This is a genomic window from Halomonas sp. LBP4 (genome assembly GCF_003202205.1).
In the GTDB taxonomy this organism is placed as follows: Bacteria; Pseudomonadota; Gammaproteobacteria; order Pseudomonadales; family Halomonadaceae; genus Halomonas; species Halomonas flagellata.
In genome coordinates, this window is record NZ_PDOG01000001.1 from 983151 (window position 1) to 1003036 (window position 19886).

Below are 19886 nucleotides of genomic sequence, written 5' to 3' on the forward strand. Positions count from 1 at the left end.
TCCCAGGCCCCCCGGTGCCACTACCAAGGTAGTAGTCGTGCCACCAGACTGCGGGGGAAGGCCCCAGCGCCTCAGCCACGACAGAAGACCCGCGACTCCCGGGCATTGCGTGACACCAGCTCGCCGAGGCTTCGGGCCTCGCCGTCGGCCTCCGCGCGGGCAGCCTCGATCAGGTGGTGATCCGGCGACCGGTCGCAGACCGGGTCGGTGGCGGAGAGGTCGCCGGTCAGCAGGTAGGCCTGGCAGCGGCAGCCGCCATGGTCCTGGTGGCGTTCGTCGCAGTCGCGACAGGGAGCCGGCATCCAGGCATCGCCGCGGAAGCGGTTGAAGGCGGCACTCTCGTACCAGATCGCCGCCAGCGAGTGCTCAGGCACACGGGGGAAACGCATCGGCAGGTCGCGGGCGCTATGGCAGGGCAATACCGTGCCGTCGGGGGCCACGGTCATGAAGATCGCTCCCCAGCCGCCCATGCAGGCCTTGGGGCGATCCTCATGATAGTCGGGCACCACGAACAGCAGGCGCATGTCCCGGCCGCGGGCCGCGAGTGTCTCGCGCCAGCGTGCGGTGGTGGCCTCCGCGGCCTCGATCTGGGCGCGGCTGGGCAGCAGGCCGGCGCGGTTGAGCTGCGCCCAACCGTACATCTGGCAGTTGGCCAGTTCCACGGCATCGGCGCCGAGGTCGTCGCACAGCGCAATGATGGCATCGAGGTCATCGATGTTGTGGCGGTGCAGCACCACGTTGAGCACCATCGGGTAGCCGGCGGACTTGACCGCCCGCGCCATGGCCAGCTTCTTGGCATGCGCCTTGGGCGAGCCGGCCACCGCCGCGGCGACCTCGGCATCGCCGGCCTGCAGGCTGATCTGGATATGGTCGAGGCCGGCCTCACGCAGCGCGACGATGCGTGCCTCGTCGAGGCCCAGCCCCGAGGTGATCAGGTTGGTGTAGAAACCCAGCTGGCGTGCCTCGGCGACCAGCGCCTCGAGGTCGTCACGCACCAGGGGCTCGCCACCGGAGAAACCCAGCTGTACGGCGCCCATGGCACGCGCCTGGCGCATCGTCTCGATCCACTCGTCGGTGGAGAGTTCGTCGCGGTGCGCGGCGAAGTCCAGCGGGTTCGAGCAGTAGGGGCACTGCAGCGGGCAGCGATAGGTGAGTTCGGCGAGCAGCCACAAGGGGGCGCCGACCGAGTGATCGCGAGGCGTCATGCGGGGGTCGCTCATGTCGCCTCCGTCTCGCGGATCCAGCCCTGGTGCAGGGCGTCGGCGACGAAGTCGTGAACGTCGCGCTCCAGCCCCTCGTCGGCCTCGGGGTAGCGTTGGCGCAGCGCCGCGAGCACCGCGGCCAGGTCACGCTCGCCGTCGAGCAGGCCGAGCACGGCGCCGGCACTGTCGTTGAGCTGCACCATGCCCTCGGGATAGAGCAGCACATGGCGCCCCTGGGCCTCCTCCCACTGCAGGCGCCAGCCGGGTTTCAGGCGATAGACGGTCGCGACGTTCATGACAGCCCCCGATGATGGACGCGCCGGTCGGTGACGCTGTGATAGGGCGCCCGGTCGAGCTGGTAGGCCAGCGTCATGGCGTCGAGCATCGACCACAGCACATCGAGCTTGAACTGCAGGATCTCCAGCGCCCGTTGCTGGGTCTCGACCGTCGTGCACACCGCCAGCGCCACCTCCAGGCCGTGCTCGACGTCGCGACGCGCCTCCTTGAGCCGCTTGCGGAAGTAGGCGTAGCCGGCCGCGTCGATCCACGGATAGTGCCCCGGCCAGGTATCGAGCCGGCTCTGGTGGGCCAGGGGAGCGAACAGCTCGGTCAGCGAGGAGATCGCCCCCTCCTGCCAACTGGCGCGACGCACGAAGTTGACGTAGGCATCCACCGCGAAGCGCACGCCGGGCAGCACATGCTCCTGGGCCCACAGCTCCTCGCGCGACAGGCCCACCGCCTCGCCGAGCGCCAGCCAGGCCTCGATGCCGCCGGCGTCGTCGCCGTGACCATCATGGTCGAGCAGCCGCTGGATCCAGCGCCGGCGCGTCGCGGCATCCGGGCAGTTGGCCAGCAGCGCGGCGTCCTTCTGCGGAATCATCACCTGGTAGTAGAAGCGGTTGGCCACCCAGCCGCGGATCTGCTCGGGCGTGGCGCGGCCCTCGGCCATGTCGACCTGATAGGGGTGGTGGATATGGTAATAGTCGCCCTTGGCCAGCAGCGCGGCGCGGAAGGCCTCGGGCGACAGCGGCGCGGTGGCGGCGGGTGAGGTGGCGGGGGTTGCAGTCATGGCAGGCTCCCGGCAATGCCGATTCACAGCGTCAGTCGCATGCCGTCGTAGGCGACCTCGATGCCGTGGGCATCGAGCGTGGCCCGCTCGGCAGAGGTCGCGTCGAGAATCGGATTGGTATTGTTGATATGGATGAGGAGGCGGCGGGTGGTCTCGGGCAGGGCATCGAGCTCGGCGATCATGCCCCCTTCGCCGGCCAGCGCCAGATGGCCCATCTCCGCCCCCGTCGACTGCCCGACCCCCAGGCGCTGCATCTCGTCGTCGTGCCACAGGGTGCCATCGATCAGTACACAGTCGGCCCGACGCATGAAGCCGCGGACCTCGTCGGTCAACCGGCCCAGCCCCGGGGCGTAGAACAGCGTGGCACCGCCGGCGTCGTCCTCGATGAACAGTCCGAGGTTATCGCCCGGAGTGGGCGAGCCGCGACGCGGCGAATAGGGCGGCGCATTGCTGTCCAGTGCCACCGCGGTGAAGCGCAGCCCGGGGCAGCTCGGCACGGTGAACGTCGCCTGGCGATGCTCGCCGTCGAGCAGGATCGGCTGCCAGCGCAGTCCCCCTTGCCAGTGATCCAGCATCGGGAACAGCGGGAAACCGGTGCTCAGGTCGTGATGCACGCCGGGCGTGCACCATACATCCAGCGGGCAACCCTCGCGCAGCGACAGCAGGCCGGTGACGTGATCGATCTGGGCATCCACCAGCAGCACCTCGGCGATGCCGCTGTCGCGCAGCCCGCGGCGCGGATGCAATTCGGGCGTGGCGGCCAGCTGGGCACGGATGTCCGGCGAGGCGTTGCACAGCAACCAGCGCTGGCCATCGCTGCTGATGGCGATCGACGACTGGGTACGCGGCGTGACGGTCGGCTCGCCCTGCCGTGCCCCCCGACAGTTCGGGCAGTTGCAGTTCCACTGCGGCAAGCCGCCGCCCGCTCCGGACCCCAGTACCAGAATCTGCATGCGTGATCTCCTCGTTGGCTCGTGCTCGATGCCCCCGGTGGCCCGGCGCTGTTCCACAGCGCCGGGCCGGGTCGTGGCCTTCAGCGGTTGGCGATATAGAGGGTGACCTCGAAGCCGAGACGCAGGTCGGTATAGCTAGGCTTGGTCCACATGGGAATGCTCCTCTGATGGGCGGTTTGTCGTTGGCAACTGCCAGGTACAGTTAAGCATCCTCGCCGCCCCGGCGACCCGGTACTTTGGAAGGAATCGGGCTCGTCCCTTGGTGCCCGGGCAAGGGTCGCGCGCCCCGGCGACTCGCCCCACCGGGCGAGCGTCGCCATTCCGGCGAGCATGAACCCCTCTGGTACTTTGGGCGACATGACGGTGAAGTTGACAGGTATCAAGGGCAGGGACGGCCCGGGGGGCCTACCCTGTGCTGACGGAGCCCGGAAGAGGCCCGAGTGACAAAAGGAGAGAAACCCGTGCCACCGCTCACTTCAAACGACACCACCCACGCCTGCCCGACAGATGAACAACTTCGCCTCGCCCACGACCACGAGCACCGCGAGATGCAGCGCTATCGCGGCCTCGCGCTGAGCTTTCTGCCCACGCGCCCCCGGGTCAGCCGGCTGATGGCCGCCATCGGCGTCGAATGCGAGCAGCGACTCGCCGCGCTGGAGGTCCTGGCCGACCACCTGCAACTGCGCCACTGCCTGCCGGTCGCCCGTCCCCGCCGCTTTCGGTTGCCGGAAGCCCACCGTCTCCATCTCTTCATCGCCAACGACGCCATGGCCTGCCAGGCCCTGGGCTATGCCCTGGCCGCCGCCCACCACTCGCGCCAGTTCAGCGAGCTGCTGGTGAAGTTCTGCCACACGCCGGAACTCGAGGCCCTGCTCGAGCGCTTCGTCGAACAGAAGCGCAACGAGTGCCGTCTGCTGGAAGAGGCCCAGGACTCCGCCTACGCTGCCTCCGCCTGGGCCTGATCACGACGTACGCACCCGCTGCTCGAGCACCATGATGGTCCAGTCGCCGCTGCCGCCGCATCATGGCGATTCACGGGCATCGAACGCAGAACGCCCCCGGATCCTGGCGACCCGGGGGCGTCTCGTTGCACCGCCAGGCTGTCAGGCGTTGGCCTGGCTGGCCTGGATGGCCACCGCCTGCTCACCACGCTTGATCGCCGCGTAGCCCAGGCCGGTGACCAGGGAGCCGATCACGATGGCCGCCAGGTAGAGCAGCACCGGGGTGATGGCGTTGGGGATCAGCAGCACGAAGATGCCGCCGTGGGGCGCCATCAGCTTGGCGCCGACCAGCATGGAGAGGGCACCGGTGATCGCGCCGCCGGCGATGCAGGCCGGGATCACCCGCAGCGGATCCTTGGCGGCGAAGGGAATGGCGCCCTCGCTGATGAAGCACAGGCCGAGGACGAAGGATGCCTTGCCCGCCTCACGCTCGGGCTCGGAGAACTTCGACTTGGCGACGAAGCTGGCGATGCCCATGCCGATGGCCGGGACCATGCCGGCGGCCATGATCGCCGCCATGGGCGCGTAGGTCTCGGAGGCCAGCAGGCCCACGCCGAAGGTGTAGGCGGCCTTGTTGACCGGCCCGCCCAGGTCGAAGCACATCATGGAGCCGAGCAGGATGCCCAGCAGCACGGCGTTGGCGGAGCCCATGTTCTCGAGGAAGGCGGTCAGCGCCGAGAGGATTCCCGCCACCGGCTCGCCGACGATGTAGATCATCACCAGGCCGGTCACCAGGCTCGCCACCAGGGGAATGATCAGGATCGGCTTGAGCGACTCGACGCTGGACGGCAGCTTGACGCGCTGGGCCACCGCCTTGGCCACGTAGCCGGCCAGGAAGCCGGCCAGGATACCGCCGATGAAACCGGCGCCGATATTGGCCGCCAGCATGCCGCCGATCATGCCCGGGGCGATGCCGGGGCGGTCGGCGATGGAGTAGGCGATGTAACCGGCCAGCACCGGGATCATCAGGGTGAAGGCGGTACCGCCGCCGATCTGCATCAGGGCCGCGGCCAGCGTGCCCTCTTCCTTGAAGGCCTCGATGCCGAACACGAAGGAGAGCGCGATCAGCAGGCCCCCGGCCACCACCATGGGCAGCATGAAGGAGACCCCGGTGAGCAGGTGCTTGTAGACCCCCTTTTCCTTGACGCTCTTCTGGGCCTCGCCCTTGCCGGAGGAGGCGGTGCCGGTGTTTTCCACCTCGGCCTGCTCGAGGGCCGCCTCGATGGTCGGCTTGGCCTTCTTCAGGGCGTTGCCGGTGGAGGTGCGGTAGATGCGCTTGCCGGCGAAGCGGGTGGGATCCACCTCGATGTCGCAGGCCAGGACCACCACGTCGGCTTCCGCGATCTCTTCTTCGGTCAACTGGTCCTGGGCACCTACCGAGCCCTGGGTCTCCACGCGGATCGCATGGCCGAGTGATTTCCCGGCTTCACTCAGGGCTTCCGCGGCCATAAAGGTATGCGCCACCCCCGTCGGGCAGGCGGTCACGGCGACGATCCGTCGGCCGCCCGAAGCGGCCTGCGGTGCGGCGGCCTCGTCCTCGGCGGGCGGCTGGAACTCGGAGGCCTCGCGGCTGGCCCGCTCGAGGAAGGCGCGCGGATCGGGCAACGCCTGGTCGATGGCCGCGCGATAGAGCCGCTTGCCGGCAAAGCGCTGGGGCGCAGGCACATGGTCGGCGGCCACCACCACCAGGTCGGCATCGGCGATGGCCTCGGCAGTGACCGGCGTGAGCGGCTCGAGCTCACCGTGCATCTCCACATGGGTCTGCCAGCCGAGTCGCTCGGCGGCCTGTTCGAGGCGGCGGGCGGCGAGGAAGGTGGTGGCCATGCCGCTGGGGCAGGCGGTGATGATGATGGTCTTCATACGAGTGCTCCCCCTGCATCGACATCGTTGAGACGGCGAACGCGGGTCTGTTGTTGGAGTTGAGGAAAATCAGGGGCGCGAGGGTCTCCCACACCCACATGGCGAACGGCTTCGGCGGAGAGTGCCGTGGCCAGCCGCAGGGCCTGGTCGGGCGGGTGCCCCGAGAGCACCCCGTGCAGCATGGCGGCGACCAGGGTATCGCCGGCACCCACGGTGCTGGCCACGTCGAGCCGCGGCGGCAGCGCCTGCCAGGCGCCGCGCCGGCTGACCCAGAGCACGCCCTCGGGGCCGGCGGAGATCAGCGCCTCCTCGACCCCCTCGGCATAGAGCCGGAGCGCCGCCCGGAGCCGGGCATCCGGCGTCGTCAGGGGCATACCGGCCCAGCTGGCGAGTTCGTGCTCGTTGGGCTTGACCGCGGCGGGTCGAGCCCCGATGGCGGCCATCAATGCCTCGCCGCTGGTATCGACCCACACCGGCAGGTCGACCGAGCGCAGGCGGCCGATCAGATCGGCGAGGCCCGCGGGGGCCCCCCCCGGCGGCAGGCTGCCGGCGATCACCACCGCCTGGGGCCGGCGCACGGGATCTTCCGCGCAACCGTCGAGCCAGTCGAGCAACCGCTGCCAGGCCTCGGCACCGATGGCCGCACCGGGGCCGTTGATGTCGGTGACCCGGCCATCGGCCTCGGCGACCTTGGCATTGATGCGGGTCTCGCCGGGCACCCGGATGAAGGCGTCTTCCACCCCCATGGCCTCGAAGGCGCGCAGGAAGGGGCCGTCGTTGTCGGCCCCGAGGAACCCCGAGACGGTGACCTCGTGGCCGAGGCCGACCAGCACCCGGGCCACGTTGACCCCCTTGCCGGCTGCCGTCAGGTGGCTCTCGCGGGTGCGATTGACCTCTCCGGGCACCAGCCGCTCCAGGCTCACCGACAGGTCCAGGGCGGGGTTGAGGGTCAGGGTCAGGATCCTGGCCATCAGCGCACCTCCAGGGCGTCGCGTACCGCCTCGCTGGTGGCCTGGGCCAGGGCCAGCTCGGCCTGGGCCCGGGCGTCGGCCAGGTCGAACTCGCGCAGCCGCGCCTTGACCAGCGGCACCTGGCGGGCGCTGACCGAGAGCTCGTCGACGCCGAGCCCCACCAGCACCGGCACGGCGATGGCGTCACTGGCCAGCTCGCCACACACCCCCACCCACTTGCCCTGGGCATGGGCGGCCGCGACGGTCATCTCGATCAGCCTGAGTACCGCCGGATGCAGGCCGTCGGCCTGGGCAGAGAGCTCGGGATGGTCGCGGTCGATCGCCAGGGTGTACTGGGTCAGGTCGTTGGTGCCCACCGAGAAGAAGTCCACCTCGGCGGCCAGGCTCGGCGCCAGCAGCGCCGCCGAAGGCACCTCGATCATCACCCCGAGCTGCACATCGGTGGTGCGCTCGGTCTCGGGGATCTCGGCCAGCAGACGGTCGTGGATCGCCTTGGCCTGACGGAACTCGGCGAGGTCCTTGACCATCGGCAGCATGATGCGCAGCGGCCTGCCCACTGCCGCCATCAGCAGGGCGCGCAGCTGGGTCTCGAGCACCTCGGGGCGGGTCAGCGCCAGGCGGATGCCGCGCAGGCCGAGGAAGGGATTGTCCTCGTGGGGCACCGGCCAGTAGGGCAGCGGCTTGTCGCCGCCCACGTCCAGGGTACGGGCCACCAGCGGGCGGCCGTCCAGGGCATCCAGGGCCTCGCGGTACTCGCCGATCTGGGTGTCGAGATCCGGCACCTGGGCATGGGCCATGAACAGGAACTCGGTGCGCAGCAGGCCGATGCCCTCGGCGCCGCGTTCCACGGCATCCGCGGCATGGGTGGTGTTGCCCAGGTTGGCGGCGACCTCGACCCGGTGGCCATCGCGGGTGTATGCCTCCCGGTGGCGTGCTTCCCAGGCTTCGGCCTCGCGGCGCTCTCGCTCGGCCAGGCGCTGCTCGGCGGCCTGGCGGCGCTCGGCGGAGGGTGCCGGGGTGACCCGCCCGCGCTCGCCGTCGAGGATCAGCTCCACGCCGTTCTCCAGGGTCAGCACCCGCTTGCCGGCACCGACCACGGCGGGAATGCCGAGTGCCCGGGCGAGGATGGCGCTGTGCGCGGTGGCGCCCCCCCGGGCGGTGAGCAGGCCGCGCACCCGGCTGGTGTCGAGACGCGCCACATCGGAGGGACCGATGTCGTCCATGACCAGAATATAGGGGTTATCGGGCGGCTCGGGCAGCTCGACCCGACAGAGGATGCCCAGCACCCGCCGGCCGACGTCACGCAGGTCGGCGGCGCGCTCGGCCAGCAGACGGTCGGCGAGCATCTCCTGGGCGTGGGCGGAGGTCTCGATGGCGTTCCACCAGGCGGCCTCGGCGGAGCCCCCCTCTTCGATGCTCTCGCGGGCGGCCTGCAGGAGCTCGGGGTCGTTGAGCATCTCCTCGTGCATGGAGAGGATCTGCGCCACCTCGCCACCGCGGGCCTGCTGGACCAGGGCCTCGAGCTGCTCGGCCCCTTCGCGGATCGCCTGTTCGAGGCGACGCAGCTCGACACCGGGATCCGAGGCCCGCTCGGGATAGTCGAAGCGTGGCGTGCGCAGCACGAAGACCGGGGCGATGGCCAGGCCCGGCGAGGCGGCCACCGCGGCGTGGGGTTCATCGGCGGGCAGCGGCTCCGGCGGCGGGGTATCCTCCTCGCGCGGCTCGATCCGCTCGCGACTCTCGTCGAAGGGCAGCACCTGCTCGCCGAGGCCCTCGGCCACGGCGTTGCAGACTGCCTCCAGCGCCCGGTCGGCGCCCTCCCCCTCGGCGGAGAACACCAGCGGCTGCCCGCGCCGGGCGCCGAGATTGATCACCTTGGTCAAGCTGGTCGCCGAGACCGCTTCGCCGCCGCCCTCGGCCAGGCGCACGCGGATCGGCAGGCCCTGCTCGCGCGCCACCTGGATCAGCTGCTTGGCCGGGCGGGCGTGCAGGCCGTGGGCGTTGAGTACCCTGGCCTGCCGGGTGGTGGCCACGGCGGACTCCCCGGCGAGCCGCGCCAGGACGGTGGCGGCATCGGCCTCGCGCAACTCGTTCGCCGCGCCATTCTCCAGCAGGGCGAGGATGCGCTCCAGCAGGCCACGATGGGTATCTTCCCGGGTGGCCAGGCAGAAGACCCCGGCCACCGCCTCGTCGTCCTGCTTCAGGAGCGACTCGGGCGTGGCCAGCGACAGTGCCGGCGCCGCGACACCACGATCGCTGCTGACCAGCCACAGCCCCTGGCCGAGGTCCCGCGGCGCGCGTTCGGTCACGGCGGCGACGAAGTCGCTGCCCACGCAGCCGGCCTGTCGCAGACGGGCGGCGCCGGCCAGCGCCAGTTCCTGGCGGTCACGGGCGGGAAAGCCCAGGCAGAGGGTGTCGGCATCGAGGCGCGCCTCGACCACCGCCTTCGACAGCAGCCCGGCGATCTCGCCGCAGGAGTCGGCGGCGGCCAACCGTTCGGCCACCCCCTCGCGGTCCAGCACATGGGTCAGCTGGCGCAGGATATCCAGGTGCTCGTCGCTCTGGGCGGCGATGGTCACCAGGACATGGACGCGGTTGCCGTCGTGCCACTCCACACCGGCCGGAAACTGCAGCACCCGAACACCGGTGCGGCGCACGTGCTCGCGGCTCTCGGGCGTGCCGTGGGGAATGGCGATGGCGTTGCCCAGGAAGGTCGAGGACTGGGCCTCGCGGTCGAGCAGGCCATCACGGTAGCCGGGCGCGACCAGGCCGGCCTGGTGCAGGGCGTCGGCGGCACTGTTCAGTGCCGCCCGCCAGTCATCGGCCCGGCAATCGAGCAGGATGTCTTCCTGGCGTAGGGTCAACATGGGGATCTCCTGTACGCTCGGGTGACGCGGCGGTGATCGCCTGTCGCTCAGCCCCGGGAATCTTGCCGGCTGAATCGTGTCACCTACAATGATGTAAATGCTGGATCGATTCGATCTGTTTGGCAAGCCCCTTTTTCTACGACTTTGGCAGGGGGCACCAGGTCCCGACTTGGCATAGAATGTCCCCATTCCCGACAGAGGTTCCCATGACACTCGCTGAAGTAGCCCGCCTGGCCGGGGTCTCGCGCACCACGGCCAGTTATGTGATCAACGGCAAGGCCCAGGAACGGCGTATCAGCCAGGAGACCGTCGACCGGGTGATGGCGGTGGTGCGCGAGCACCGCTACCGGGTCGACGCCCAGGCCGCCGCGCTGCGCCGCGGCTCCAGCCGGATCCTGGGGCTGATCATTCCGGATCTGGAGAACGTCAGCTATGCGCGACTGGCCAAGCGCCTGGAGCGCGGCGCCCGGGAGCGGGGCTATCAGCTGCTGATCGTCGGCTCCGACGATCAGCCCGAGAGGGAGCGGGAGCTGGCCCTGGCGCTGCGTGCCCAGCGTTGCGAGGTGCTGATCACCGCCAGCTGCCTGCCGATGGAGGATCCCTTCTATCGCGAGCTGATGGCCGATGGCCTGCCGGTGGTGGCGATGGACCGCGGCTTCGATCCGCGGCACTTCGCCAGCGTGGTCAGCAACGACCGGGAGGCCGCCGAACGGCTGACCCGCTCAGTGCTCGACGATGACGTGAAACGCATTGCCTGGCTCGATGCCGTGCCGCACCTGTCGATCAGCCAGGAGCGTCGCGCCGGCTTCCAGCAGGCGCTGGCCGGCAGCCATGCCGAGGTGATCAGCGCAGCGGCCGAGCGCTACGACCGTACCGAGGGCGCGCGCCTGATGCGCGAACTGCTCGACCGCCATGGCCTGCCCGATGCGCTGGTCATCGCGTCCTACACCCTGCTCGACGGGGTCTTCGATGTGCTGCTGGAGGATGGAGGCCTGCCCCAGGCGCTGCGCCTGGCCACCTTCGGCGACAATCGCCTGCTCGACTTCCTGCCGCTGCCGGTCAACTCGGCGGTACAGGATCACGAGCGCATCGCCGCCGCGGCCCTGGTCAGTGCCCTGGCCGCAGCCCGGGGCGAGTACCGCCCGGGCCAGCAGGTGATCGCCCGTACCCTGAGGTGGCGACTGCCGGAACGCACGCCTCGCGCGCCTGCCCCCTTAACGAGTCGGTGACCAGGCCTCCAGGTCCGAACAGGTGGTCGTCAGGCAGCCGCGCAGGGCCCCCAGGACGGCGGCGGCCTCCGCCAGTCGCCCATCCCTGCCAATGTGTTCCAGACGCAGGGCCAGACCGGCCACCTTCACCGCTCCCAGGCTCGAGGACTCTCCCTTGAGCTGGTGAGCCAGTCCCCTGACGCGCTCCGCGTCCTCCTCCGCCACGGCCCGCTCCAGCTCCGCCAGGCGGTCGGTGGCCTGGCGGCGGTAGAGCGCGATCAGCGCTGCCAGGCTCGCGTCCCCGAGGCTCTCCTGGAGGGCCGCCAGCGCGGCCGGGTCCAGCGGCTGATCGGCGGCGACCGGCCCTTTCGGCCTGACGGGCAGCGTGCCGACATGCTTCAGGTGGCGATGCAGGGTCGCCACCAGCGCATCCTGGAACAACGGCTTGGTCAGATAGCCGCTCATGCCGGCCGCCAGGCAGCGGGCCTGCTCGCCACCGGGGCCTCCGGCGGTCATCGCCACGATCGGCACTTCGGCCGACCAGCCGTCGCGCTGGCGCAGGCGACGGGTCACTTCCAGGCCGTCCAGGTCGGGCATCTGAACGTCCATGAAGATCAGGTCGAAACGCTCCCGGGTCACCCGCTCCAGGGCATCGCCGCCGCGCTCCACGAGGCTCACCTTGCAGCCGAGGCGCTCCAGCATCGCCACCGCCACCTGCTGGTTGACAGGGTTGTCCTCGACCACCAGCAGGCTCGCTTCGTCGAGATGCACCGGGCGCGGCGCCGGCTCCTCGCCTGCCGTCAGCAGGGGCTCGAGCGGAGCCGCCACCAGCGGCAGCGTGAACCAGAAGCGGCTGCCCAGGCCGGGCTCGCTCTCCACGCCGATCTGCCCGCCCATGGCCTCCACCAGGCGGCGGCAGATCGCCAGGCCGAGGCCGGTGCCGCCGAAGCGACGCGCGGTGGAGGCCTCGCCCTGCTGGAAGGGCTCGAACAGCCGGGACAGCTGGGCGGGCTCGATGCCACAGCCGGAATCGATCACCTCGAAGCGGATCCGGTCCGTCCCGCCGGCCGACACTTCGAGGCGGATCTCGCCCTCGGTGGTGAACTTGATGGCATTGGAGAGCAGGTTCAGCAGTACCTGGCGCAGGCGGCCGGGATCGCTGACCACCCGGGCCGGCAGCTCGGGATCCAGGCGGCTGACCAGTTGCACGCCGCGGGCCTCGGCACGGTGGGTGAACAGCGCCATGGCTCCGTCGGCCAGCTCGGCGAGCTCCAGCGGGCGCGACTCCAGCTCCAGGCGACCGGCCTCGATCTTCGAGAAATCGAGCAGGTCATTGATCAGTTCCAGCAGCAGGCCGGCACTGTCGTGGATGGTGTCGGCGTAATGGCGGGCGCGCCCCTCCAGCGGCTGGTCGAGGAGCAGGTCACTCATCCCGATCACCCCGTTGAGCGGCGTCCGGATCTCGTGGCTGACCGTGGCGAGGAACTCCGACTTGGCCTGGCTGGCCGATTCGGCGCTGCGCGCCGTGACCTCGAGTTCACGACTGAGCGCCTCGAGGGTACGCCGGGCGGCAGCATTGTCGCGGGCCTCGCGGAACAGGAAGACCACCACCAGCAGCGCCGCCACGCTCATGGCCAGGATCAACACCAGCAGTAGCGCGTAGAGCGTCTGCAGCTGCTCACGCTCACGGGTGCTCGTGTCGGCCAGGTGGCCGTTGAGGGCGATGATCAGCCGCTCGGTGCTCACCCCCAGGGCCTCGAGCTGCCGGTCCAGGGCGAGCCGGACGTCGCTGTCCAGGCTCTCCAGCCGTTCGATACCGGCATCCAGCGCCTCGATCCGCTCCTCGATCTCGTCCATCAGCCCGATGGCCACGGGGATGGTATCGATCAGCTCGGTGATATCGCCTCCCCGCAGCAGGGTGAGACGGCTGTAGAGCAGCTCGAAGCGCAGCCTCAGCTCCTCGAGGTTGCGGTCCCTCTGCCCCAGGTAGTTGCGCAGCTGCACCGTGTCGCGGTCGAGCTTGTAGGCATGCCAGGTGGTATCGCCGCCCACGCTCTGGGCCAGGCTGTCCTGTCGCCAGGAGACCAGTCCGACCACTACCAGGGCAGCGGCAAAGAACAGCAGCGCCGCCATGGCACCCAGCTTCAGGCGCAGGGGGTAGAGCATCGATGACAACATCCGGGGATCAGCCCACCCGGGGCTCAGGGCACATGCAGGCGCTCCACCTGCCAGACCGAGCGGAAACGGATCGTCTCGGTGAGCAGTTCGGGATGATCATCGAAGGGGTAGAGCACGAACAGCGGCCCGAAGTCGCGGATCGCCATCTCCTCGCCGTTGCGCGTCATGGCCAGGATGACGTCATAGTCATGCAGGTCGGAGACGGGAATCTCGGCTTCGTAGTCGTTCAACGCCCGTACCCGCACGCGATCGCCATTGGCGCCGACGGCCGCCAGCACGGCCCTGAACAGCGGCCCTTCGTAGCGTCCCGGCCCACTGTGCCAGGGCGTGTGCGTCTCTATCACCATCGGCGAGAGGGTCATGAGCATGTCGCGGTCGAAGCGGGCCTCGTCTCCCACATTGGGGTGGTCGATGTCGCCGCTGACGGTCAGGATGATCTCTCCGGTGGGCGGCGGCAACGCGGAAGCTGCGGCCGATACGGAGGCCAGCAGGACGGCAACGATCAAACCGAGCAGAACACGCGACGTGGCTCTCTGGCACATGAAATCGATCCTGTAAGAGCTAATGGATGCCGCCAAGACTACGCGATTCGCGGGCAAAGGTCAGGGGCCGTACGCGATATGCAGGCGCTCAGGACGAGGGCTCATCGTCCCCGGGCGCCGTCTCGTGGACCGCCTCCAGGCCGTCCAGAAGACGCTGCAGACGATCGACCCGTACCTCGAACACGGCATTGCGATGCAACTGACGCGCCAGCGGGATGAGCTCGGGGTCGCCCAGCTCGGCCTCCTCGAGCTGGGCGTGGTAGGCCTCGATGAACGCCAGATCGGCGTCGCGGCTGGCCTGCCAGGCCAGATCACTCGCTTCCAGCGCCTCCCGCGCCTCGCCGCCGAGCACACTGGCCAGGCGCGCCGTGAGACGCTCGACCTCGTCCTGCCACTGCGGCTCGGCGGCTTCGGCGCAGGCCAGCATCGACTCGGGCAGCCAGTCGCCCTCCTCCATGCAGCCATCGATCCGATGCGCGATGGGATGACTGGCCGGTGCCGGTGGCGCCTTGACGCGCTCGGCAAGCGCCGGCACGGCCAGCAGGCAGAGCGCCAGCAGGCCGGAGAAACGGAGAACGGAAAGCGGGTTGGAAAGCGGCTGTAGCATGGTGGCATCCGACGGCCCAGAACGAAGGGGGCGATGAACGCCCCCAGCATAGCCCTGCCCGACAGGGAGCGCGAACGTCCCCCGAGGTTGCTCGTGGCCCGTTAGCCGGACAGTTCCTCGGCGCCCTCCACCGGATCGATACGCACCAGGTCCTCATAGGCATGCCAGCTGGCGTGCCCGAGCACCGGCAGAATCAGGGCCAGGCCGATGTAGAAGGTCATCACCCCGACCAGCACGCAACCGGTGAGAATGACGGCCCACAGCAGCATGGGGCGGAAGTTGCGTGCCACCGAACGCACGCTGGCCTCGATCCCCTCCATGAAGGTCAGGTCCTGGTCCATCAGGGTCGGAATCGCCACCACGCTGATGGAGAAGGCCCCGAAGGCCAGGATGCCACCGATCACGGTGCCCACCGCGATCATGCCCAACCCTTCCGGGGTGGTCAGCAGCGAAGCGTAGAGGGTTGCCGGACTGGGCACCTCGAAGCCGAAGAAGAGGGCGAACAGCAGGGTTGCCAGACGGATCCAGGCGAGGAAGAAGATCATCATCATCACGCCCATCATCGCCAGCTGACTGGCGTGGGGACGCCAGGCACCGAAGGCGTCACCCAGGTGCGGGGCGCGACTGGCCTCCAGGGCCCGGCTGATGCCGTAGGACCCCACGGCCACCAGTGGCCCCAGGAACATGAAGCCGGCCACCAGCGGTAGTAGCCAGTGCCAGAGGTCGAGGGTGATGGCACCGGCGGTGATGGCGATACTCAGCCCCACCCAGAACATCCCGTAGGCCAGGCTGACGGCCGTGGCCCGGCGGAAATCCTCGAATCCCGCCGCCAGCCAGGCCCGCGGCCTGTCCATGCCCACCGGGTTGATGGTGATCTTGACCCTGGGCGCTGCAGCCTTGTCGTGCGCTTTTGTTGGTGCCGCCTTCATGGTTCACCCCTGTATTCCGCCAGAACAGTATTCCGCCAAAACAGCTTCCGCCGAGTACAGCCCGTCGAGGCCGGGCCTGGTATGGCGACATCCGGCATGCGCCCTGATGCCACCGTCCGTCTCCATTGGTACAGCTTCAATGTAGTTGACCGCGGTTATTCCTGCCGTCTCGCTGGCCAACGCAGCGAGGCGCCCCCGTCAGGCATCAGCGTCTACCTGACGATCATCACCGAGATCCTGGTGTGATGCACCACATGCTCGGCATTGGGGCCGAGCAAGTAATCGGCGAACTTGCGCTTGCTGTGGGACGCCATGACGATCAGGTCGACATCGAGCTTCTTCGCCGCCTTGATGATCGCCTCCCAGGGCGAGCCATCGACGATCACGCTCTGCACCTTGATGTCATCCGGCACATGCTCCTCGATGAACTTGTGTTGCGCCTCCGACAACGCCTCGTGAGCTTTCTCGGCGAAGCCCTCCGGGAAGTAGGAGCCCACCAGCGGCATGCGGTAGTCCGGCAGCACCGTCACTACGTGCAGCGAAGCGCCGAAACTGCGACACAGTGCCAGTGCCGTGGGCAGCGCCTTCTTCCAGGAGCTCTCCTCGTTGAGGTCCACCGGCAACAGGATCTTGCTGTACATGGCGCGGTCTCCTTCAGACTGTCGCCTCGGCGGCGCTGTGATCACGCCGCCGGCGCTGCATCAACACCACCAGCCCGAACAGCACGAAGGCCGGTATCCATATCCACTCCTTGGTCCAGCGGTCCACCGGCGCCAGCACCTCGAGGATCTCCTGGTCGAAGTCGAAGCCGAGATCGGCGGCCTGGCTGCCATAAGCGACCATGTCGACCATCGCACGCCCGTCCTCGATGATCAGCTCCATCCCCAGATTCTCCAGACGCTCCTCGCCCGACTCGCCGGCCGGCACCGGCAACTGCATGTAGCTGGTCACGGGATCGCCGAAGGCATCCTCGCCCCGGATCTGCAGGCGCAGCGTGCTCTCCTCGTCGACATCGCCCAGCGCCTCGACGATCTGCCCGGGCGGTATGGACTGGTAGGGATCATGGATCATGTCCATCCAGAATCCCGGCCGGAACAGGGCAAAGGCCACAACCAGCAGCAGGATGGACTCGTACCAGCGGCTGCGGGTGATCATGAAGCCCTGGGTGGCCGCGGCGAAGATCAGCATGGCGATGGTCGCCACGACGAAGACAACGATGCCCTGCAGGACGGTGACCTCGATGAGCAGCAGATCGGTGTTGAAGATGAACAGGAATGGCAGCGCCGCGGTGCGCAGGCTGTAGTAGAAGGCCTGGAAGCCGGTGCGGATCGGGTCACCGCCGGAGACGGCCGCCGCGGCGAAGGACGCCAGGCCCACCGGTGGCGTGACATCGGCCATGATGCCGAAATAGAAGACAAAGAGGTGCACGGCGATCAACGGCACCAGCAGGCCGTTCTGTTCGCCCAGTTGGACGATCACCGGTGCCAGTAGCGCCGACACCACGATGTAGTTGGCTGTGGTGGGCAGGCCCATGCCGAGGATCAGGCTGAGCACCGCGGTGAACAGCAGGATCAGCATCAGGTTGCCCATGGAGAGGATCTCCACGACGTCGGCCAGCACCAGGCCGACCCCGGTCTGGGAGACCGCGCCGACGATGATGCCGGCGGTGGCCGTGGCGATACCGATGCCGATCATGTTCCGCGCACCGGTCACCAGGCCGTTCCACAGGTCCATCAGGCCCTCGCGGATGTCCGCCGCCAGGTCGCTGCGACCACGGAAGAGTGCCGTGACGGGACGCTGGGTGACGATGATGGCGATCATGAACATCGTGGCCCAGAAGGCGGACAACCCCGGCGAGAGGCGCTCGACCATCAGGCACCAGATGAGCAAGATCACCGGCAGGATGTACTGCAGGCCGACCATCACCGTGGGCTTGGTCTGTGGCAGCTTGAAGATGGGCTCGTTGGGGTCATCGAGCTCCAGTTCGGGATAGCCCGAGGCCACCTTGAGCAGACCGACATAGACGGCCGTCAGCACCACCGCCACCACCCAGGGGGTGGCGTCCCCCAGCAGGGGCTTGAGCCAGCCCAGGCCGTAGTAGACCACCAGGGCCACGACCATCATCATCAACAGGCCGCCGAGGAAGCCGACCACCTTGCGAATCAGTGGCTTGGGCGGGTTGCTGCTCTGCAACCCCTGCAGCCCGGCCTTGAGGGCCTCGAGATGGACGATGTAGATCAGCGCGATGTAGGAGATCAAGGCGGGCAGGAAGGCGTGCTTGATCACTTCGACGTAGGAGATCCCGACGTACTCGACCATCAGGAAGGCCGCCGCCCCCATCACCGGCGGCATGATCTGGCCATTGACGGAGGACGCAACCTCCACCGCGCCGGCCTTCTCGGCGGAGAACCCGACCCGCTTCATCATCGGCACGGTGAAGGTGCCCGTAGTCACCACGTTGGCAATCGACGACCCCGAGATCAGGCCGGTCATCCCCGAGGCCACCACGGCGGCCTTTGCCGGCCCGCCCTTGTAGTGCCCCAGCATCGAGAAGGCGACCTGGATGAAATAGTTGCCTGCCCCTGCCTTGTCGAGGAGGGCGCCGAACAGCACGAAGAGGAACACGAAGCTGGTCGAGACCCCCAGGGCGATGCCGAACACGCCCTGGGTAGTCAGCCACTGGTGATTGATCAGGCCAAAGAGGCTGACCCCCCGGTGGGCCAGCACTCCCGGCATATAGGGGCCGGCCAGGGAGTAGATGATGAAGATCGAGGCGATGATCATCAGCGGCGGCCCCAGGGCCCGTCGCGTCGCCTCGAGCAGCAGCAGGATACCTGCCACGCCGATGATGACGTCCTGCAGGATCGGCGCGCCCGGACGCTGGGACAGTTGTTCGTAGAACATGAACATGTAGGCACCGCAGAAGGCCGCAGCCGCCGCGAGGACCCAGTCCTGGACGGGAATGCGATCACGGGGCGAGCGCTTGAGTGCCGGATAGGCCATGTAGGCCAGGAAGAGGGCGAAGGCCAGGTGAATCGAGCGAGCCTCGGTGGCGCTGAAGACACCGAATCGCAACACGAACGGCAACGGGGAGGCGATCCACAGCTGGAACAGCGACCAGGCCGCCGCAATGCCCAGCAGCAGCTTGCCCGGTGTACCGGCCGGCCTGCGGGCTCCCGTGTCGCTCGAGGCGACCATGTCCTCCAGGTCGACATCCGCCGTGTCGGATGCTTTCTTGTCGTCAGTCATAGCTAGCTAGCCCTGCCCACAGTCGATTGACGTGTCTCCCATCTCGGGTATCGCTCTCGCCGACCCCGCTTTCGGCGCCACCAACGAGATGCGCGGACCCCCGCAGGGGTCCGCGCACCGATCATCGAAGGTGAAGCCTGCTCATGACGGGATCACTCGATCCAGCCCTGTTCGCGATAGTAGCGTGCAGCACCCTCGTGCAGCGGTGCGGAGAGCCCCGAAGAGATCATCTCTTCCGGCTCCAGGTTCTCGAAGGCCGGATGCAGGCGCTTGAAGCGATCGAAGTTTTCGAACACCGCCTTGACGGCCTCGTAGACGATTTCCTCGTCGGCCTGGGCGGTGGTCACGAAGGTGGCGGCCACGCCGAAGGTCGGGACATCCTCGTCGTTGCCCCTGTAGAGCCCGCCGGGAATCACCGATTTGGAGTAGTAGGGATACTCCTCGACCAGGCCTTCGATGGCCGGGCCATCCAGCGGAATCAGGCGTGAGTCGACGGTAGTGGTGGCCTCCTGAATGGAACCGTTGGGGTGACCCACCACATAGACCATGGCATCGACATTGTTGTCGGCCAGTGCAGCGGCCTGTTCGGCGGCATCGAGCTGTGATGCCAGCGAGAAGGTGTCCTCCGTCCAGCCCTTGGCATCCATCACCACTTCCATGGTATTGCGCTGACCGGACCCCGGGTTGCCGATATTGACGCGCTTGCCTTCCAGGTCGTCGAGGCTCTCGATGCCGGAGTCGGCGCGGGCCAGCAGGGTCAGTGGCTCGCCATGGACTCGGAAGACCGCACGCAGATCCTCGTAGGCGTCGCCCTCGAAGTTGCCGGTGCCGTGGTAGGCCTGGTACTGGACGTCAGACTGGGCAACCCCCATGTCCAGCTCTCCGGACTTGATACCATTGATGTTGGCCACCGAGCCACCGGTGGACGGCGCGTTGCAGCGGATGTTGTGCTCATCGCTGCCACGATTGATCAAGCGACAGATCGACTGACCGACCACGTAGTAGACGCCGGTCTGGCCACCGGTACCGATGGTGATGAAGCGCTCCTGAGCCACTGCCGGCGCGGAGAACATCGCGGCACCCAGCAGTGCGCCGGTAAAGGCAGCAGCGGAGAAAGCATGGCGTTTCATGAACACACCTCTTGACGTTGTGGACAAGCGTTGCTGATTGGCGGCCTGGTAACCGATGACCGCCGACGGTTAGACCGTACTCTTCTACTTTAGCGAAAAAAACGCCTGCTTGATGCGACC

17 protein-coding genes are annotated in these 19886 nt (G+C 68.3%); 2 read left to right on the forward strand and 15 right to left on the reverse strand.

Translation table 11 applies throughout. The features are described from left to right. Nucleotides 1-71: 71 nt before the first annotated feature. The 5 genes from pqqE to pqqA form a co-directional block, all read right to left on the reverse strand. A complete protein-coding gene (gene pqqE / locus CR157_RS04565) occupies nt 72-1220 on the reverse strand; it encodes a pyrroloquinoline quinone biosynthesis protein PqqE (protein ID WP_258364063.1) in 1149 nt (382 codons plus the stop codon). Beyond that, entirely contained in the window at nt 1217-1498 is a 282-nt protein-coding gene (gene pqqD, locus CR157_RS04570) for a pyrroloquinoline quinone biosynthesis peptide chaperone PqqD (protein ID WP_110282321.1), read from the reverse strand. Before pqqD ends, pqqE begins: the two co-directional genes overlap by 4 nt. Further along, nucleotides 1495-2271, reverse strand: a complete 777-nt coding sequence (pqqC, locus tag CR157_RS04575; protein WP_110282322.1) for a pyrroloquinoline-quinone synthase PqqC — start codon at nt 2269-2271, stop codon at nt 1495-1497. The genes pqqD and pqqC overlap by 4 nt, the downstream gene beginning before the upstream one ends. 23 nt (nt 2272-2294) lie before the next feature. Continuing rightward, complete coding sequence (gene pqqB / locus CR157_RS04580; protein ID WP_110282323.1) at nt 2295-3224, reverse strand: pyrroloquinoline quinone biosynthesis protein PqqB; 930 nt, start codon at nt 3222-3224, stop codon at nt 2295-2297. An 80-nt stretch (nt 3225-3304) separates the two neighbouring features. Next, on the reverse strand, nt 3305-3376 hold the full coding sequence (gene pqqA / locus CR157_RS04585; protein WP_102629406.1) for a pyrroloquinoline quinone precursor peptide PqqA: 72 nt from the start codon (nt 3374-3376) through the stop codon (nt 3305-3307). Between the two features lie 309 nt (nt 3377-3685). Between pqqA and CR157_RS04590 the strand changes: the two genes are divergently transcribed. Further along, on the forward strand, nt 3686-4186 hold the full coding sequence (locus tag CR157_RS04590; RefSeq protein ID WP_146218651.1) for a hypothetical protein: 501 nt from the start codon (nt 3686-3688) through the stop codon (nt 4184-4186). Nucleotides 4187-4327: 141 nt separating this feature from the next. On the opposite strand, the gene CR157_RS04595 is transcribed toward CR157_RS04590, so the two are convergent. The 3 genes from CR157_RS04595 to ptsP are packed head-to-tail and all read right to left on the reverse strand — an operon-like array spanning nt 4328 to nt 9923. Further along, the gene (locus CR157_RS04595; RefSeq protein WP_110282325.1) at nt 4328-6085 is read right to left on the reverse strand and encodes a PTS fructose-like transporter subunit IIB; all 1758 of its coding nucleotides are present in this window, start codon (nt 6083-6085) and stop codon (nt 4328-4330) included. After that, complete coding sequence (gene pfkB / locus CR157_RS04600) at nt 6082-7056, reverse strand: 1-phosphofructokinase (protein WP_110282326.1); 975 nt, start codon at nt 7054-7056, stop codon at nt 6082-6084. The genes CR157_RS04595 and pfkB overlap by 4 nt, the downstream gene beginning before the upstream one ends. Next, nucleotides 7056-9923: a phosphoenolpyruvate--protein phosphotransferase gene (gene ptsP / locus CR157_RS04605; RefSeq protein ID WP_110282327.1), complete on the reverse strand. Its 2868-nt coding sequence runs from the start codon at nt 9921-9923 to the stop codon at nt 7056-7058. The genes pfkB and ptsP overlap by 1 nt, the downstream gene beginning before the upstream one ends. A 206-nt stretch (nt 9924-10129) precedes the next feature. On the opposite strand from ptsP, the gene cra reads away from it, so the two are divergent. Beyond that, complete coding sequence (cra, locus tag CR157_RS04610; RefSeq protein ID WP_110282328.1) at nt 10130-11152, forward strand: catabolite repressor/activator; 1023 nt, start codon at nt 10130-10132, stop codon at nt 11150-11152. Here the strand turns inward: cra and CR157_RS04615 are convergent. From CR157_RS04615 to CR157_RS04645, 7 genes are all read right to left on the reverse strand, one after another. Then, on the reverse strand, nt 11138-13297 hold the full coding sequence (locus CR157_RS04615) for an ATP-binding protein (RefSeq protein ID WP_110282329.1): 2160 nt from the start codon (nt 13295-13297) through the stop codon (nt 11138-11140). The genes cra and CR157_RS04615 overlap by 15 nt on opposite strands. Before the next feature lie 35 nt (nt 13298-13332). Beyond that, complete coding sequence (locus CR157_RS04620) at nt 13333-13851, reverse strand: molybdopterin-dependent oxidoreductase (RefSeq protein WP_110282330.1); 519 nt, start codon at nt 13849-13851, stop codon at nt 13333-13335. Nucleotides 13852-13939: 88 nt separating this feature from the next. Next, nucleotides 13940-14458 carry a lysozyme inhibitor LprI family protein gene (locus CR157_RS04625; RefSeq protein WP_110282331.1) on the reverse strand — a complete coding sequence of 173 codons (519 nt, stop codon included), beginning with the start codon at nt 14456-14458 and terminating at the stop codon, nt 13940-13942. 101 nt (nt 14459-14559) lie between these two features. Then, nucleotides 14560-15387, reverse strand: a complete 828-nt coding sequence (locus tag CR157_RS04630; RefSeq protein WP_110282332.1) for a DUF2189 domain-containing protein — start codon at nt 15385-15387, stop codon at nt 14560-14562. Between the two features lie 212 nt (nt 15388-15599). Then, nucleotides 15600-16028: a universal stress protein gene (locus tag CR157_RS04635; RefSeq protein ID WP_110282333.1), complete on the reverse strand. Its 429-nt coding sequence runs from the start codon at nt 16026-16028 to the stop codon at nt 15600-15602. A 13-nt stretch (nt 16029-16041) separates the two neighbouring features. Next, nucleotides 16042-18636, reverse strand: a complete 2595-nt coding sequence (locus CR157_RS04640) for a TRAP transporter permease (protein ID WP_110282334.1) — start codon at nt 18634-18636, stop codon at nt 16042-16044. Between the two features lie 152 nt (nt 18637-18788). Next, the gene (locus tag CR157_RS04645) at nt 18789-19766 is read right to left on the reverse strand and encodes a TAXI family TRAP transporter solute-binding subunit (RefSeq protein ID WP_110282335.1); all 978 of its coding nucleotides are present in this window, start codon (nt 19764-19766) and stop codon (nt 18789-18791) included. Between the last annotated feature and the right edge of the window lie 120 nt (nt 19767-19886).